This is a genomic window from Paraconexibacter sp., assembly GCF_059438195.1.
Map to the genome: position 1 here is coordinate 1 of NZ_JBLKKY010000088.1, position 14174 is coordinate 14174.

Annotated in this window: 15 protein-coding genes; 4 read left to right on the top strand and 11 right to left on the bottom strand. The window is 74.1% G+C overall.

All coding sequences use genetic code 11. The features are described from left to right. Positions 1 to 131: 131 nt before the first annotated feature. Positions 132 to 488: an ArsR/SmtB family transcription factor gene (locus ACME2J_RS20195; RefSeq protein WP_495546747.1), complete on the top strand. Its 357-nt coding sequence runs from the start codon at positions 132 to 134 to the stop codon at positions 486 to 488. Then, on the top strand, positions 485 to 2740 hold the full coding sequence (locus tag ACME2J_RS20200) for a heavy metal translocating P-type ATPase (protein WP_495546748.1): 2256 nt from the start codon (positions 485 to 487) through the stop codon (positions 2738 to 2740). The genes ACME2J_RS20195 and ACME2J_RS20200 overlap by 4 nt, the downstream gene beginning before the upstream one ends. A 53-nt stretch (positions 2741 to 2793) precedes the next feature. On the opposite strand, the gene ACME2J_RS20205 is transcribed toward ACME2J_RS20200, so the two are convergent. The 8 genes from ACME2J_RS20205 to ACME2J_RS20240 all read right to left on the bottom strand — a co-directional run bounded on the left by ACME2J_RS20205 (position 2794) and on the right by ACME2J_RS20240 (position 10493). Beyond that, positions 2794 to 3036: a hypothetical protein gene (locus ACME2J_RS20205; RefSeq protein WP_495546749.1), complete on the bottom strand. Its 243-nt coding sequence runs from the start codon at positions 3034 to 3036 to the stop codon at positions 2794 to 2796. Between the two features lie 266 nt (positions 3037 to 3302). Next, positions 3303 to 4511: a type II secretion system F family protein gene (locus ACME2J_RS20210; RefSeq protein ID WP_495546750.1), complete on the bottom strand. Its 1209-nt coding sequence runs from the start codon at positions 4509 to 4511 to the stop codon at positions 3303 to 3305. Between the two features lie 12 nt (positions 4512 to 4523). Continuing rightward, positions 4524 to 5669 (bottom strand): type IV pilus twitching motility protein PilT, encoded by a 1146-nt coding sequence (locus ACME2J_RS20215; protein WP_495546751.1) that lies wholly within the window; start codon positions 5667 to 5669, stop codon positions 4524 to 4526. Positions 5670 to 5773: 104 nt separating this feature from the next. Next, positions 5774 to 6715 carry a TIGR03557 family F420-dependent LLM class oxidoreductase gene (locus tag ACME2J_RS20220; protein ID WP_495546752.1) on the bottom strand — a complete coding sequence of 314 codons (942 nt, stop codon included), beginning with the start codon at positions 6713 to 6715 and terminating at the stop codon, positions 5774 to 5776. 121 nt (positions 6716 to 6836) lie between these two features. Then, a complete protein-coding gene (locus ACME2J_RS20225; RefSeq protein WP_495546753.1) occupies positions 6837 to 7214 on the bottom strand; it encodes a DUF3037 domain-containing protein in 378 nt (125 codons plus the stop codon). Then, positions 7207 to 7956, bottom strand: coding sequence for a HipA family kinase (locus tag ACME2J_RS20230; RefSeq protein ID WP_495546761.1), 750 nt, complete (start codon positions 7954 to 7956; stop codon positions 7207 to 7209). The genes ACME2J_RS20225 and ACME2J_RS20230 overlap by 8 nt, the downstream gene beginning before the upstream one ends. Before the next feature lie 27 nt (positions 7957 to 7983). Beyond that, positions 7984 to 9570: an ABC transporter permease gene (locus tag ACME2J_RS20235; protein WP_495546754.1), complete on the bottom strand. Its 1587-nt coding sequence runs from the start codon at positions 9568 to 9570 to the stop codon at positions 7984 to 7986. Beyond that, complete coding sequence (locus ACME2J_RS20240; protein WP_495546755.1) at positions 9567 to 10493, bottom strand: ABC transporter ATP-binding protein; 927 nt, start codon at positions 10491 to 10493, stop codon at positions 9567 to 9569. The genes ACME2J_RS20235 and ACME2J_RS20240 overlap by 4 nt, the downstream gene beginning before the upstream one ends. 89 nt (positions 10494 to 10582) lie before the next feature. Between ACME2J_RS20240 and ACME2J_RS20245 the strand changes: the two genes are divergently transcribed. Together ACME2J_RS20245 and ACME2J_RS20250 are read left to right on the top strand one after the other, a co-directional pair. Next, positions 10583 to 11011 carry a nitroreductase family deazaflavin-dependent oxidoreductase gene (locus ACME2J_RS20245; protein WP_495546756.1) on the top strand — a complete coding sequence of 143 codons (429 nt, stop codon included), beginning with the start codon at positions 10583 to 10585 and terminating at the stop codon, positions 11009 to 11011. Further along, on the top strand, positions 11008 to 12477 hold the full coding sequence (locus ACME2J_RS20250; protein WP_495546757.1) for an NAD(P)/FAD-dependent oxidoreductase: 1470 nt from the start codon (positions 11008 to 11010) through the stop codon (positions 12475 to 12477). The genes ACME2J_RS20245 and ACME2J_RS20250 overlap by 4 nt, the downstream gene beginning before the upstream one ends. 7 nt (positions 12478 to 12484) lie before the next feature. Here the strand turns inward: ACME2J_RS20250 and ACME2J_RS20255 are convergent, their stop codons facing one another. From ACME2J_RS20255 to ACME2J_RS20265, 3 genes are all read right to left on the bottom strand, one after another. Then, positions 12485 to 13015, bottom strand: a complete 531-nt coding sequence (locus ACME2J_RS20255; protein ID WP_495546758.1) for a hypothetical protein — start codon at positions 13013 to 13015, stop codon at positions 12485 to 12487. Next, positions 13012 to 13554 carry a hypothetical protein gene (locus ACME2J_RS20260; RefSeq protein WP_495546759.1) on the bottom strand — a complete coding sequence of 181 codons (543 nt, stop codon included), beginning with the start codon at positions 13552 to 13554 and terminating at the stop codon, positions 13012 to 13014. Before ACME2J_RS20260 ends, ACME2J_RS20255 begins: the two co-directional genes overlap by 4 nt. A gap of 108 nt (positions 13555 to 13662) precedes the next feature. Then, positions 13663 to 14174 (bottom strand): GspE/PulE family protein (locus ACME2J_RS20265; RefSeq protein ID WP_495546760.1); only part of this gene is annotated, 512 nt, incomplete at its 5' end.

Below are 14174 nucleotides of genomic sequence, written 5' to 3' on the forward strand. Positions count from 1 at the left end.
GCTGCGCCTGAGCGGCCCCATCTCGGCGCGGGTGTGTCGGTTTGCCGCCGGATGCCGGCGGCAAACCGACACACCCGGCCTCGCGTACGGGGGCCCGGCCACAACGTCCGTACGTCCGTTAGGGTGTGGTTATGGCCGACGACACCTGCGACCTCCTCTGCCTCGACCTCCCGAAGGCCGAGGCGATCCGCGCGCAGCGGCTCGACGCCGAGCCCGCGGAGGCGGCCGCCGCGCGGGCGAAGGCGCTCGCCGACCCGACGCGGCTCTCCGTCGCCGCCGCCCTGCGCGCGGCGGAGGGCGAGCTGTGCGTCTGCGACCTCGCGTGGATCGCGGAGCGCTCCGAGAAGCTCGTGTCCCATCACGTGCGCGTCCTGCGCACCGCCGGGCTCGTGCGCTCGCGACGCGACGGCAAGATGGTGATGTACGCGCTCACCGACGCCGGCCGGACCCTGCTCGACGCCGTCCTCGGCGAGGTCGCCGCGCGATGAAGGAGCTGCCGACGCTCCCGATGGCCGACCCCGGCGCGCAGGAGCCGCCGGAGACCTCGCCGCCGCCGTCGGCCGAGGCGCGCCGCTTCCGCGTCGAGGGCATGGACTGCGCGTCGTGCGCGGCGACCGTGGAGAAGGCCGTCGCGGCTCTCGACGGCGTGCGCACCGCCGACGTGTCGTTCGGGACGGCGACGCTCGTCGTCGACGGAGACGTCGAGGCCGGGCGCATCGAGAGCGCCGTGCGCCGAGCCGGGTACGTCGCGCGTCCGGCCGGCCGGCGCCCGTCGGGCCCGACGCCCGCGTTCTGGCGGCGCGACGTGCGGACGCTCTCGACGACCTTCGCCGTCGTCGCGCTCGCCGCGGCGGTCGCCGCCTCGCTCACGGGCGCCCCGCGCGAGGTCGCCCAGCCGCTCTACATGCTCTCGATGGCGGTCGGCGGCTGGCCGATCGCGCTCGCCGCGACCACCGCCCTCCGCCGTCGCGCACTCGACATGAACGTCCTCATGGCGCTCGCGGCGGTCGGCGCCGTCGGCATCGGGGACTACGCCGAGGGCGCCTGGGTCCTCGTCCTCTTCGCCGTCGGGACCACGCTCGAGAGCTTCGCGCTCGACCGCAGCCGCCGCAGCGTCGAGACGCTCATGGAGCTCGCGCCCGACGAGGCGCACGTCCTCGCCGACGGCGGCGAGCGGACGGTCCCGGTCGCCGAGGTCGCGGTCGGGGCGCTCGTCCTCGTGCGCCCGGGCGAGCGCGTCCCGCTCGACGGGCTCATCGTGGAGGGCGCCTCGAGCCTCGACGAGTCGGCCCTCACGGGCGAGTCCGTCCCCGTCGACAAGGAGGCCGGCGACGAGGTCTTCGCCGGGACGCTCAACGCGTTCGGCGCCCTCACCGTGCGGACGACCGCCGCCGCGGGCGAGACGACGCTCGCGCGCGTCGCCGAGCTCGTCGCCGAGGCGCAGGGCAGCCGCGCCCCGTCCGAGCGGTTCATCGACCGCTTCGCGCGGATCTACACGCCGCTCGTCTTCGTCTCCGCGGTCCTCGTCGCCGTCGTCCCGACCCTCCTCGGCGGCGAGCTCGACACCTGGCTGTACCGCGCGCTCGCGCTCCTCATCGTCGCGTGCCCGTGTGCGCTCGTCATCTCCGTCCCGGTCGCCGTCGTGTCGGCGGTCGGGGGCGCGGCGCGCACCGGCGTGCTCATCAAGGGCGGCGCGGCGCTCGAGACGCTCGCGCGCGTGCGGACCGTCGCGGTCGACAAGACCGGCACGCTCACGGAGGGCCGCCCGCAGCTCGGGAGCGTCGCCGTGCTCGACGGCGCCGACGAGGCCACCGCGCTCGCGCTCGTCGCCGCGGTCGAGCGCGGCTCGGAGCACCCGCTCGGGCAGGCGCTCGCGCGCGCCGCCGAGGAGCGCGGCCTCGCCGTCCCCCCCGCGACCGCGTTCACCGCGCTCCCGGGCCGCGGCGCCGAGGCGACCGTCGACGGCCGGCGGCTCTGGGCCGGCGGCCCGAGGCTCGCATCCGAGCGCGCCGGCGGCCCTCCCGGCGCGTCCGCGGCGGCCGAGGAGCGCGGAGAGACCGCCGTCGTCCTCGGCGAGGGCGACCGCGTCCTCGCCGTCTTCGGGCTCGCCGACCGGCCGCGCGACACCGCGGAGGCGGCGGTGCGCGGCCTCCGCGAGCGCGCGGGCGTCGAGCGCGTCGTCATGCTCACGGGGGACGGCGAGCGGGTCGCCCGCGCGGTCGCCGAGCAGACCGGCGTCGCGGAGTGGCGGGCCGGCCTCCTCCCCGAGGACAAGCTCGACGCGGTCCGCGCCCTCCAGGCCGACGGCCCGGTCGCGATGCTCGGCGACGGGGTCAACGACGCACCCGCGCTCGCGGCGGCCGACGTCGGAATCGCGATGGGCGCGGCGGGCAGCGACGTCGCGCTGGAGTCCGCCGACGTCGCGCTCATGGCCGACGAGGTCGACCGTCTCCCCGACGCGATCGCCCACAGCCGCCGGACGATGCGCATCATCCGCGAGAACGTCGTCGCCTCCCTCGCCGTCAAGGCGGTCTTCGTCGTCCTCGCCCCGCTCGGTCTCGTGACGCTCGTCATGGCCGTCGTCGCCGACATGGGCATGTCGCTCCTCGTCACCCTCAACGCGCTGCGGCTGATGCGCGTCGAGGGTCGGCGCCGCGACGGGACATCCGTCCCGCGGGCGGCCGCGGCGGCGGGCGGCGGCTGCGACGACGGCTGCTGCTCGGCGTCGGCTCGCGCCTGACGGGTCCGCCCGTCCCGCGTCGGCGGCGACGCGCGGGCCGCGGGACCGCCGGTCTAGCGCCGGTGGGCCAACTCGCGACGACGCGCGAGGCGGAAGCTCCGCGCCCGCTCGTCGTGGCGGAACGAGCGCACCGTCCCCGGCTCCGACCAGGCCGGGGGCGCCGTCGGCTCCGCGCGCGCCGGGATCGTCTGCCGCCACGCGCTGCGCAGCAGCACCGCCTCGGCGATCTCGTGCTCGTCGACGGCGTACATCGAGCGGTCGATGAGCTCGCGGATGGACTTGGTTCTCGATGACACGGCGTGACCTCCTATCGGGTTCACCCCTCGAGACGGACAACGGCCGCCCGGGTTGGCGACTTGCGCCTCGAGGTGCGGGACCTGGACGAAGCTCGTAGGCGAGCCGGCCGTTGCAGGGAGCATCCGCGCCCCGGCTCGGCTCGACGATCACCCGGACCGGCCCGTGCGGCGGCACGCGAGAAGGCGTCCGCGCAGCGCGTGCGGGCCGGCGTCGGTCGACGTGCCGCGGATCTTTCTCGCCGAGCGAGAAGGCGGCACGCGCCCCCCTACTGGATCGAGTCGTAGACCTTGAAGAGCGGCAGGTACATCGACACGACGATGAAGCCGACGAGGCCGCCGACGACGACGATCATCACGGGCTCGAGGATCGAGGTGAGCTGCTTGACCGCGGCCTCGACCTGGTCCTCGTAGAAGTCGGCGATCTTGCTGAGCATCGTGTCGAGCTCGCCGGTCTCCTCACCGACGCCGACCATGTGGCTCACCATGCCCGGGAAGACCGGCGAGGCCTTGAGCGGGTCGGCGATCGTGCCGCCGGCCTTCACGTTGTCGAGGACGTTCTGCATCGCCTCGTCGACGACGTGGTTGCCCGCGGTCTTGCCGGTGATGTCGATCGCCTGCAGGAGCGGGACGCCGGCGCTGACGAGCGCGCTGAGCGTGCGGGACCAGCGGGCGAGGGCGACCTTCTGGACGATGTCGCCGATCTTCACGGGGAGCCGCAGCTTGAAGCGGTCCCACTGCGCGCGGCCGGCGTCGCTCGTCTTCCACTTGTGGAAGAGGACGCCGATGAGGACGATGCCGCCGATGAGGGCGTACCAGTAGCCCGTCATGACGTCCGAGAGGAGGACGGTGAACTTCGTGATCGTCGGCAGCTCGCCGTCGAACTCCTCGAAGACGCCGACGAACACCGGGACGAGGAACGCGACGAGCGCGACGAGCGTGAGGACCGCGAAGCTCACGACGACGCCCGGGTAGGCCATCGCCGACTTCACCTGGCGGCGCAGCGACGCCTCCTTCTCGAGCTGGTCGGCGACCCGAATCAGCGACTGGTCGAGGACGCCGCCGGTCTCGCCCGCGCGCGTCATCGCGACGAAGAGCGGGTTGAACATCTTCGGGTGACGCTCGAGCGCGTCGCTGAGCGGGAGGCCCGCCTCGACGTCCTTGCGGACCTTGACGAGGGTCTCCTTGAGGTTGTCGTTCTCCGTCTGCGCCTCGAGGACGTAGAGCGCGCGGAGGATCGTCATGCCGCTCGACACCATCGTCGAGAGCTGCCGGGTCATCACCGCGAGGTCGGTGAGCTTCACCCGGTTGAGGAAGGGGACCTTGATCTCCTTCGAGGTGTGCTTGTCGGCGATGTCGAGGACGATGAGCCCCCGCTGCTTGAGCTGCTCGCTGACGACCTGCTTGCTGTCCGCTTCCACCTCGCCGGTCGCCTTCGCGCCGGTGAGGTCCATCGCCTTGAAGACGTAGGTGGCCATCTCGCGCTCCTCCTAGACGGCCGCCCGCGACGGCGGAGGTCCGCCGGGCGCGGAGCCCATGCCGTTGCCGTTGCCCATGCCGCCGCCGAAGCCGCCGGCCCCGAGGAGGCGCTTGAGCTCCTCCGGGGTCGACGAGCGCGTCTCGGCGACGCGCTGGGTGATCTTGCCGGCGCGGACGAGCGCGGCGAGCGCCGCGTCCATCGTCTGCATGCCGTGCGCCGAGCCGGTCTGCATCGCGGACGGGATCTGGTGCGTCTTGCCCTCGCGGATGAGGTTGCGGACCGCGGGGGTCGGGACGAGCGTCTCGGCCGCCACGGCGCGGGCGGAGCCGTCGGCGGTCGGGATGAGCGTCTGCGTCATGACGCCCTGCAGCGCGATCGACAGCTGCACGCGGACCTGCTGCTGCTGGTGGGGCGGGAAGACGTCGATGACGCGGTCGATCGTCGAGGGCGCGCTCTGCGTGTGGAGCGTCGCGAAGACGAGGTGGCCGGTCTCCGCGGCGGTGAGCGCGGTCGAGATCGTCTCGAGGTCGCGCATCTCGCCGACGAGGATGACGTCGGGGTCCTGGCGGAGCGCGGCCTTCAGCGCGGCGGCGAACGACTGCGCGTCCGAGCCGAGCTCACGCTGGTTGACGACGCACTTGCGATGGCTGTGGAGGAACTCGATCGGGTCCTCGATCGTGAGGATGTGCTCCTCGCGCGTCGCGTTGATCTCGTCGATCATCGCCGCCAGCGACGTCGACTTGCCGGAGCCGGTCGGGCCGGTGACGAGCACGAGCCCGCGGGGCTTGTTGCAGAGGTCGTGGACGACGGGCGGCAGCCCGAGATCGTCGATGTTCACGATCTGCGACGGGATGAGGCGGAACGCGGCACCCAGCGCCGAGCGCTGGAAGTAGGCGTTGACGCGGAAGCGGGCGTGCCCGGGGATCGCGTAGGCGAAGTCGAGCTGCCAGTCCGTCTCCAGCCGCTGGCGCTGGTCGTTCGTGAGGATCGAGTAGATGATCTCCCGCGTGTCCGTCGGATCGAGCTTCGGGTACTCGTCCATCGCGACGAGCCTGCCGCGGACGCGGACCATCGGCGAGCTGCCGGCGGTGATGTGGAGGTCGGACGCCCGTCGTTCGAGGACGTCCATGAGCAGGTCGGCGAAATCGAACCGCATCGTGCGTGTCGTATCGGCGACCCTCCCCGGTTCCTCGACCTCCGCTGGACGTTTTCTGGACGCTCCGGGGCGCGTGCCGCGCGCCGGAGCCGTCTGCCGGGCCGCTAAGAGAAGCGCGGCAGGACGTCCTGCGCCCACTCGTCGAAGAACGCGTCCATGTTCCCGCCGATCTGCTGGACGAAGAGCTCGTCGACGCCCGCGTCCGCATAGGACTGCAGCGCCTCGGCGTGCGCGTCGAGGTCGGGGCCGACCGGCGCGGAGAGCATGTCGGGCGTGACGATCTCCGCGGCCTGCTCGAAGTGCGCCGGAGTCGGGATGATCTGCGCGAGCTCGCCGGGAAGGCCGGCGTTCGGCCACGTGCGGTGCACGGTCTCCCGCGCCTTCTCCTCGTCCGGGCCGAAGCACACCTTCGTGCCGGCGTGGACGGGCCCCTTGCCGCCCTGGTCGCGGTACTGCGTGATGCCCTCATCGTCCGGCGACGTCGTCGCGAAGCCGTCGCCGATGCGCGCGGCGACCTCGATCGCCTTCGGCCCGAAGCCCGAGACGAGGATCTCCGGCGGCTCGTCGGGCAGGTCGTAGATCCGCGCGTTCTGCACCTCGTAGTGGATGCCGCGGTGGTCCTGGGAGCCGCCCTCCCAGAGCGTGCGGATGACGTCGACGGCCTCCTCGAGCATCTCGAGCCGCGTCTCGATGTTCGGCCACGCGTCGCCGAGGATGTGCTCGTTGAGCGCCTCGCCGGACCCGACGCCGAGGCTGAAGCGACCGTCGAGCATGACCGCGCTCGTCGCGGCCGCCTGGGCGATGATCGCCGGGTGGATGCGCACCGTGGGGCAGGTGACCCCGGTCGTCACGTGCATGTCGGTCGCCTCGGCGACCGCGCCGATGACCGACCACACGAAGGGGCTGTGGCCCTGTGCGTCGACCCACGGGTGGTAGTGGTCGGAGATCCACAGCGCGTGGAAGCCCGCGTCCTCGGCGCGCTTGGCCTGGTCGACGAGCTCCTTGGGTGAATACTCCTCGCTGGAGAGGAAGTAGCCGATCTGCATGCGGGGCGGTTCCCGGGAGGTGCGACGGATGAACGTCGGAATCCGAGGTTCATCCGTCGCACCTCCCGGGCCGGCGGGCGGCCGGCGGCGGCGCCGGCGGCGCGGCGGCGACGGCGAGCGCTCAGCGCACGAGCTCGTCGAGCAGCTTCTCGACGACCGCTGCGCCGTCGTCGCACAGACCGGTGTGGACGGGGCCCGGCTGCACGATCGTCGAGGACGGCGCGACGAGCCAGTGGAAGCGCTCCGAGCGGTCGAGCGCCGCGACCGGGCCCGCGTCCTCGTCGCCGGCGGCGACGCGGGCGAGGCCGTCGAGGTGGGCGCGCAGCGCCTCGACGTCGAGCTCCGGGTCGAGGGCGCGGAGGCGCTCTGCGTCGACGTGGAGGCCGACCGCGAGGAACGAGAGCCGCCGGCAGTGGACGACGACGCCGACGTTGAGCGCCTCGCCGCGCGGCAGCGACGGGACGACGCGCAGGACGGCGTACTGGAAGACCTCAGACACGACCGCGCGCCTCCTCGGCGAACCCCGCCCACTCGCGGTCGCCCGCGACCCGCGCGAGCAGATCCGCGACGTACGGGGACAGGGACTCTCCGCCGACCCACTCCGGCGGGACGAGCGCCACGATGTCCCGCAGGAGCGCCTCGTCGACGCGCCCGGCGAGTCGCGCGTCCGCCTCGGCGATCGACCCCGCGCGAGGCAGCAGGACGTGCTGGGCGCTGAGCGGGAACGGCCCGCCGCCGGAGCCGAGGCCCTCGGCCGCGTGCTGGCGGTAGAGCGCCGCACCGTGATCGATGAGCCAGGTCGCCCCGTGCCACACGAGGAGGTTCGGGTTGCGCGGGGTGCGGTCCACGTTCTCGACGAGCGCATCGAACCACACGACGTCCGCCGCGGACTCGGGCGAGGGCTGGACGCGTCCCGCGGGCGCGTGGGGCAGCGCGCCCGGGAGGAAGTCGAGCCCCAGGTTCACCCCCGCGCTGCTCTCGAGGAGCTCCTGGATCTCCGGGTCGGGCTCCGCGTGAGAGAGCTCGACGGGGAGCTCCACGAGCACGAGCTCGGGGACGGGGAGGCCGAGAGCCCGCGCGAGCTCACCGCACACGACCTCGGCGACGAGCGCCTTCGGGCCCTGGCCCGCGCCCCGGAGCTTCGTCACGTACATCCCGTCGTCGTCGGCCTCGACGAGCGCGGGCAGCGAGCCGCCCTCGCGCAGCGGCGCGACGTAGCGGGTGGCGGACACGGTGCGCAGCATCGTCGGCGGCGAAGCCTAGGGACCTCAGGACGCCCCCACGTCGCGCCGCGCCATCCCCGCGAGCCCGATCGCGACGAGCGTCGCGGCGATCGCGCAGAGGACGACGAGCGACGTCGCGTCCACCTCGCCGGCCGGGAGCAGCGGCACGTGGTCGAACGGCGAGAGCCCCAGCACCCAGCCGGGGAGCGAGAGGAGCGGGCCGAGGAACGCGAGGAGGTACACGGCGCCGAGGGCGACCCACGCCGCCCCCGCGACGCGCGGGACGAGGCCGACGAGCGCGGCGGTGAGGCCCGCGAGCACCCACACGGCGGGGAGGTGCGCCAGCGAGGCGACGACGAGGCGCGGCAGCCGGCCGGCGTCGCCCGCGACGATCGCGTCGGCGATGCCCGCCCCGACGCCGACCGACCCCACGACGACGACGGACCCGCCGACCGCGACGGCGACCTGCGCGGCCATCCAGCGCGTGCGCGAGAGCGCCGTCGCGAGCATCGCCTCGGCGCGTCCCTCCTGCTCGTCGCGCCGCAGCCGCAGCACGCACGCGATCGCGAACGCCGTCCCCACCTGCGCCATCGACAGGGCCGAGAGCGCGAGGTAGTTGTCGACGAGCGACCCGCCCGCCTGCTCGTAGAGGTCGGTGATGACGTCGCTGTCGCCGAGGATGCTGTCGGCGTCCTGGGCGATCGCGCCGACCATGACGCCGCTGAGGAAGAGGCCGAGCGTCCAGCCGATGAGCGACCCCCGCGACATCCGCAGCGCGAGACCCGCGGGACGCAGGATCGCGCCCTCACCGCGCGCCGGGCCGGGCCGGTCGGCGATGAGCGCCGCGCCGTCGTCGCGACGGGCCGCGAGCCGCAGCGCGACGGCGACGAGCGCCGCCGTCGTGACGAGCAGGAGGACGAGCGGCCCCCAGCGCTCGCCGGCGTACGGGCGCATCTGCTGCGCCCAGCCGATCGGCGACGCCCAGGACAGGGTCCCGTCACCGACGTCGCCGGCGGCCCGCAGCGCGTAGGACGCGCCGAGGACCGCGCCGACGATCGCGTACGCCGAGCCGGTCGTCCGGCTCACCTGCGCGGCGAGCAGCGACACCGCCGCGAAGACGAGGCCGACGCCGGTGAACGCCGCGCCGAGCGACAGGGCGCCCTCGACCGCGAGGCCCTCCGCGATGAGGGAGACCGCGACGAGCGCGCCGAGCGCGATCTGCGCGGCGGCGGCGACGGCGAGTGCGGCGACCGGGACGGCGAGCCGCCCGACGACGTTCGATCCGACGAGCTCGCTGCGGCCGGACTGCTCCTCCGCACGCGTGTGCCGGCCGACGATGAACATGCTGAGGAGCGCGGCCGCGACGGCGCCGAGGCCGCCCCACTGCCACGCGACGTCGCCGCCCACCGTCTCGACGGCGAGCGGAGGTCCGATGAGCGCGATGATCCCCGCGTTGCCGACGACGGTCGCCGCGTACTCCGCGCGCTCGGCCTGGTTCGAGTAGAGCTCCTCGCTCTGGATCGCCGTCGTCCACACGAGCGCGGCGAGGACGACGACCGAGAGCGGGGCGAGGATCCGGTCGCGACGCAGCCGCAGCCGCAGGAGCGCCGGCGCCCCGGCGAGCGCCGTCACGGCTCGACCGCCTCGCCGGCGGGGGTCTCCGTGCCGCTCTCCGCCGGCTCCCCGTAGTGGCGCAGGAAGAGCTCCTCGAGCGTCGGGGGCCGGCTCGTGAGCGCGACGACGCCCGCGTCGGCGAGCCGCCGGACGACGTCCCCGAGCTGCGGGGTGTCGACGTCGAACCGCAGCTCGCCGTTCTCGGAGCGGAGGTCGTGGACCGCCGGGTGCGCCGCGATGTCGCCGAGCGGACGCTCCGTCTCGACCGTGATCGCCGTCCGCGTGAGGTGGCGCAGCTCGTCGAGGCTTCCGGACTCGACGGTCCGCCCGGCGCGGATGATCGTCACCCGCTCGCACAGCGCCTCGACCTCGGAGAGGATGTGGCTCGAGAGCAGGACCGTCCGGCCCTCGTCGCGCGCCGCGCGCACGCACGCGCGGAACTCGGACTCCATGAGCGGGTCGAGCCCGGATGTCGGCTCGTCGAGGAGGAGGAGCTCGACGTCGGCGGCGAGCGCGGCGATGAGCGCGACCTTCTGGCGGTTCCCCTTCGAGTAGGTGCGGGCCTTCTTCGTCGGGTCGAGGCCGAACCGCTCGACGAGCGCGTCGCGCCTGGCCACGTCGACGCCGCCGCGGAGGCGGGTGAGGACGTCGATCGCCTCCCCGCCGGTGAGACCCGGCCACAGGCTCACGTCCCCGGGGACGTAGGCGAGGCGCCGATGGAGGGCGACGGCGTCGGCCCACGGATCGCCCCCGAGGACGCGGACCTCGCCGTCGCTCGCGCGCAGGAGCCCGAGCAGGACGCGGATCGCGGTCGACTTGCCGGAGCCGTTCGGGCCGAGGAAGCCGTGGACCTCGCCACGACGCACGACGAGATCGAGGCCGTCGAGGGCGTGGAAGCGCCCGAACCGCTTGACGAGTCCGGCGACCTCGATCGGATGCACGGCGCCGGACGGTACCAGCGCCTCTGGGCGCGGCCGCAAACTTGACAGGGTGTTGATCTTCGCGCGCGGGGCCACGTAGGCTTGAGCCCATGGCTCCCCCTCCCCGCCCCGTCGCCGAGGTCATCTGGTCGATCCACCGCAAGCTCTACGAGGGCACCCGCGGCCGGATCGGCCATCGCTTCCTCGGCATGACGACCCTCCTCCTCACGACGGTCGGCCGCAAGAGCGGCCAGGAGCGCTCGACGCCCCTCATGTACCTCGAGGACGGGCCCGCCCTCGCCGTCGTGGCGTCGAACCTCGGCAGCGACAAGCCGCCGGCCTGGTGGCTCAACCTCCAAGCGAACCCGGTCGCGCGGGTCCGGCTCGGCTCCGAGGTCCGCAAGGTGACCGGTCGCGAGGCGACGCCCGAGGAGCGGGCGCGGCTGTGGGAGCGGTTCGTGGAGATGTACTCCGACTACGAGGAGTACGAGAAGGCGACCGACCGCCCGATCCCGATCGTCCTCCTCGAAGCCGCATGAGCGCCGTGGAGACCACCGACGTCGTCGTCGTCGGGGGCCGGATCGCCGGCTCCGCGGTCGCGACGACGCTCGCCCGCGGCGGCCACCGCGTCGTGGTGCTCGAGCAGCGCCGGTTCCCGTCCGACACGCTCTCGACGCACGTCCTCGTGCCCTACGCCGTCGCCGAGGCCGCGCGCCTCGGCGCGCTCGAGCGGCTCCTCGCCCTCGACCCGCCGCGCTGCCACTACGTCCACGTCGGCTGCGGGGACATCCAGGTCCACGAGAACTGGTCGAGCGTCGACGGGATCGGCTACGGGCTCTGCATCCCGCGCCCCGACCAGGACCTCGCGTTCGCGCAGACCGCGGTCGCCGCCGGCGCCGAGCTCCGCGAGGGCTGCGAGGTGGTGGACGTCCTCTGGGAGGACGGCCGCGCCGCCGGGGTGCGCTACCTCGCCGACGGCGAGGAGCACCTGCTGCGGGCGCGGCTCGTCGTCGGCGCCGACGGACGCCGCTCGACGGTCGCGGCGCGGTGCGGCTCCTGGCGGCCCTACCGCGCGTCGCGCAACGGCCGCGGCGCGGCGTTCCGGTACATGAGCGACCCGAAGGCCGGCACCCGCTGGCACGAGACGATGTCGCAGTGGCGCTACGGCGACACCATCGGCTACACCTTCCCGGTCCCGGACGGGCGCGTCATCGTCCTCCTCATGCCGCCCGCCGAGCGGATCAGCGACTACCGTCGTGATCCCGACGCGGCGTGGGCCGCGTCGATCGGCGAGGACCCCGAGGGGATCGGCGAGCGCCTGCGCGGCGCCGACGACATGAGCAAGGTGCGCTCGACCGCCGAGACGACGTCCTTCTTCCGCGCGAGCAGCGGTCCGGGATGGGCCCTCGCCGGGGACGCCGGGCACTTCAAGGACCCCGTCATCGGCTCGGGGCAGCGGGACGCCCTGCGCTTCGGCCGGCGGCTCGGCGAGCTCGTCGCGCCGCTCCTCGCCGAGTCGCGGCCCGACGCGGAGATCGACGCCGCGCTGCGCTCATGGGAGCGCGAGCGCGACCGGGAGTGCTTCCCCTCCTACCACTGGGGCTGCCGCGAGAGCCGCGCGACGAGCCCGTGCACTCCGCTCCTGCGCGAGGTCATCCGGACCTTCGACGGCAACCCCGACCACCTCGCCGACAACTTCAACCGCGTGCGGCCGCCCGAGAAGATCGCAGGGCCGCGGGCGCTCACCCTCGGCCTCCTCGGCGCTCTGCACCGGCACCCCGGGCAGCGCGGGGAGATCCTCCGCGAGGCGCTCGGGGAGCTTCCCGCCGAGGCCGGGATCAGGCTCGACCGCTGGTTCGGCCCCTTCCGGGCGACGGCGCGTCGCGCGACCGAGCGTCCCGTCACCGACTGGCCGGCGCCGCCGCCGCTGCGCACGACGCCGCCGGCGGAGGCGACCGAGGAGCCCTCGGCGAACGGGGCGAGGCAGCCCGCCGCGGCGAGCTGACGGGCGATCAGCTGCCGGCCGCCGGCACGGTCGGGTCGACGAAGGCCGCGATGATGACCGGGTGGCCACCCCACTTCTCGAGGAGCGCCTCGTCGCCGACCGCCGCCTGCTCGCCGGCGAGCACGGCGAGACGCGAGCTGTCGAACGGTCGCACCGATCCGGTCACCTCGACCCGGTCGCCGTCGTCGAGGAACCGCACGTCGTCGGCGTTGGCGAGGACGAGGATGCGCCCGTCCGCGGACGCGCTCCCGAGCGTGAACGCGGCCGTCCGCGCGACCTCGCGACTGCGGGCGTCGTCCGCACCCACCACCGTCGGGGCCCCGGCCCGACCGCGCACGGTCACGGTCCACCCGAGGCGCTCCTGCGGATCGTCGAGGATCTCCTCGAGGCTCACCCCAGCGTCCGCCCGTTCGTCCGCGTCGTCGTCGACGAGGCCCCAGACGGCCAGGGCTACGGCGGCGACGGTGAGCGCGGCGAGGAGCCAGGGGAACACCGACCCGGGGGTCGGACCGCGGATGGCCGTGCTCGGGCGGGTCACGAGCCCTCCACGCTCGTCACCGTCGGGTCGATCGACTGGACGACGAGCGCCGCCCGGGTGTCCCAGTCGCCGAAGCGGTTGACGTCGAAGAACCGCGGAGCCTCGAACGCCTCCGCGAACCTCCCCGCCTCGAACTCGCGGACGGTCCCGGTGACCTCGACGAGGTCGGTCTCGTCGAGCAGCGGGTACGCGTCACTCGAGACGACGAGGACCTGGTCGGTGCGGATCTCCCCGCCGAGGGTGAACGCGAGGAGCGGGTCCACCTCTCCTGCGGCGGGCGCATCGGCGCCGGCCTCGGCGTCCCCGCTGCGGACGATGTTCCCGACGACGCCGCGGATCGTCACCGTCTCGCCCCGGTACTCCCCGAGGTCATGGGCGACGTCGGTCGCCGGGATCGCGGTGCGCGTCTCGGACGCGTCGTCGTCGGTGAGCGCGAAGATCGCGATGACGACCGCGGCGAGGGCCAGGGCGAGGGTCAGCCCGGAGAGGATCGCCGTGCCGTAGCCCCCGCGCTCGTCGGGGTCGACCGTCCGTGCCATCGTGGGCCTGCCTTTCGCGTCTCGCGTACGGGTCGCTGATCGCTACCCGTACGGGCGCGGACGACACGGCGGCGGCGGCGGACGGCGCACCGCCGCTGGCGGCGGCGGTCAGCTCGTGCCGGTGACGCGGGCGATCTCGGCGATCGAGGTGCGCCCGTCGAGGATCTTCTGCAGGCCGTCCTCGCGGAGCCGGCGCATCCCGTTGCGGACCGCGGCCTCCGCGATCTGGTCGGCCGAGGCGCGCTCGATCGTGAGCTGGCGGATCTCGTCGGTGAGCTGCATGACCTCGAAGACGCCGACCCGGCCCTTGTAGCCGCTGTTCGCGCAGCGGGCGCATCCGACGGGCTCGTGGGCCTCGATGTCGACGCGCGCCGGGAAGCCGCTGTCGCGGAGCACCTCGGCGGAGAGGATCGTCCGCCTCTTGCAGTGTCCGCAGAGGGTTCGCGCGAGACGCTGCGCGACGACGCAGTCGAGCGCGCTGGCGACGAGGAACGGCTCGATGCCCATCTCGACGAGCCGCGTGATGGCCGTCGGGGCGTCGTTGGTGTGCAGCGTCGAGAGGACGAGGTGGCCGGTGAGCGCGGACTCGATCGCGATCTGCGCCGTCTCGCGGTCGCGGA

Coding starts and splice junctions, on each gene's coding strand:
- ACME2J_RS20250 (WP_495546757.1), top strand. CDS start 11,008: ATGAGCGCCGTGGAGACCACCGACGTCGTCGTCGTCGGGGGCCGGATC.
- ACME2J_RS20215 (WP_495546751.1), bottom strand. CDS start 5,669: ATGCGGTTCGATTTCGCCGACCTGCTCATGGACGTCCTCGAACGACGG.
- ACME2J_RS20200 (WP_495546748.1), top strand. CDS start 485: ATGAAGGAGCTGCCGACGCTCCCGATGGCCGACCCCGGCGCGCAGGAG.
- ACME2J_RS20195 (WP_495546747.1), top strand. CDS start 132: ATGGCCGACGACACCTGCGACCTCCTCTGCCTCGACCTCCCGAAGGCC.
- ACME2J_RS20245 (WP_495546756.1), top strand. CDS start 10,583: ATGGCTCCCCCTCCCCGCCCCGTCGCCGAGGTCATCTGGTCGATCCAC.
- ACME2J_RS20210 (WP_495546750.1), bottom strand. CDS start 4,511: ATGGCCACCTACGTCTTCAAGGCGATGGACCTCACCGGCGCGAAGGCG.
- ACME2J_RS20220 (WP_495546752.1), bottom strand. CDS start 6,715: ATGCAGATCGGCTACTTCCTCTCCAGCGAGGAGTATTCACCCAAGGAG.
- ACME2J_RS20260 (WP_495546759.1), bottom strand. CDS start 13,554: ATGGCACGGACGGTCGACCCCGACGAGCGCGGGGGCTACGGCACGGCG.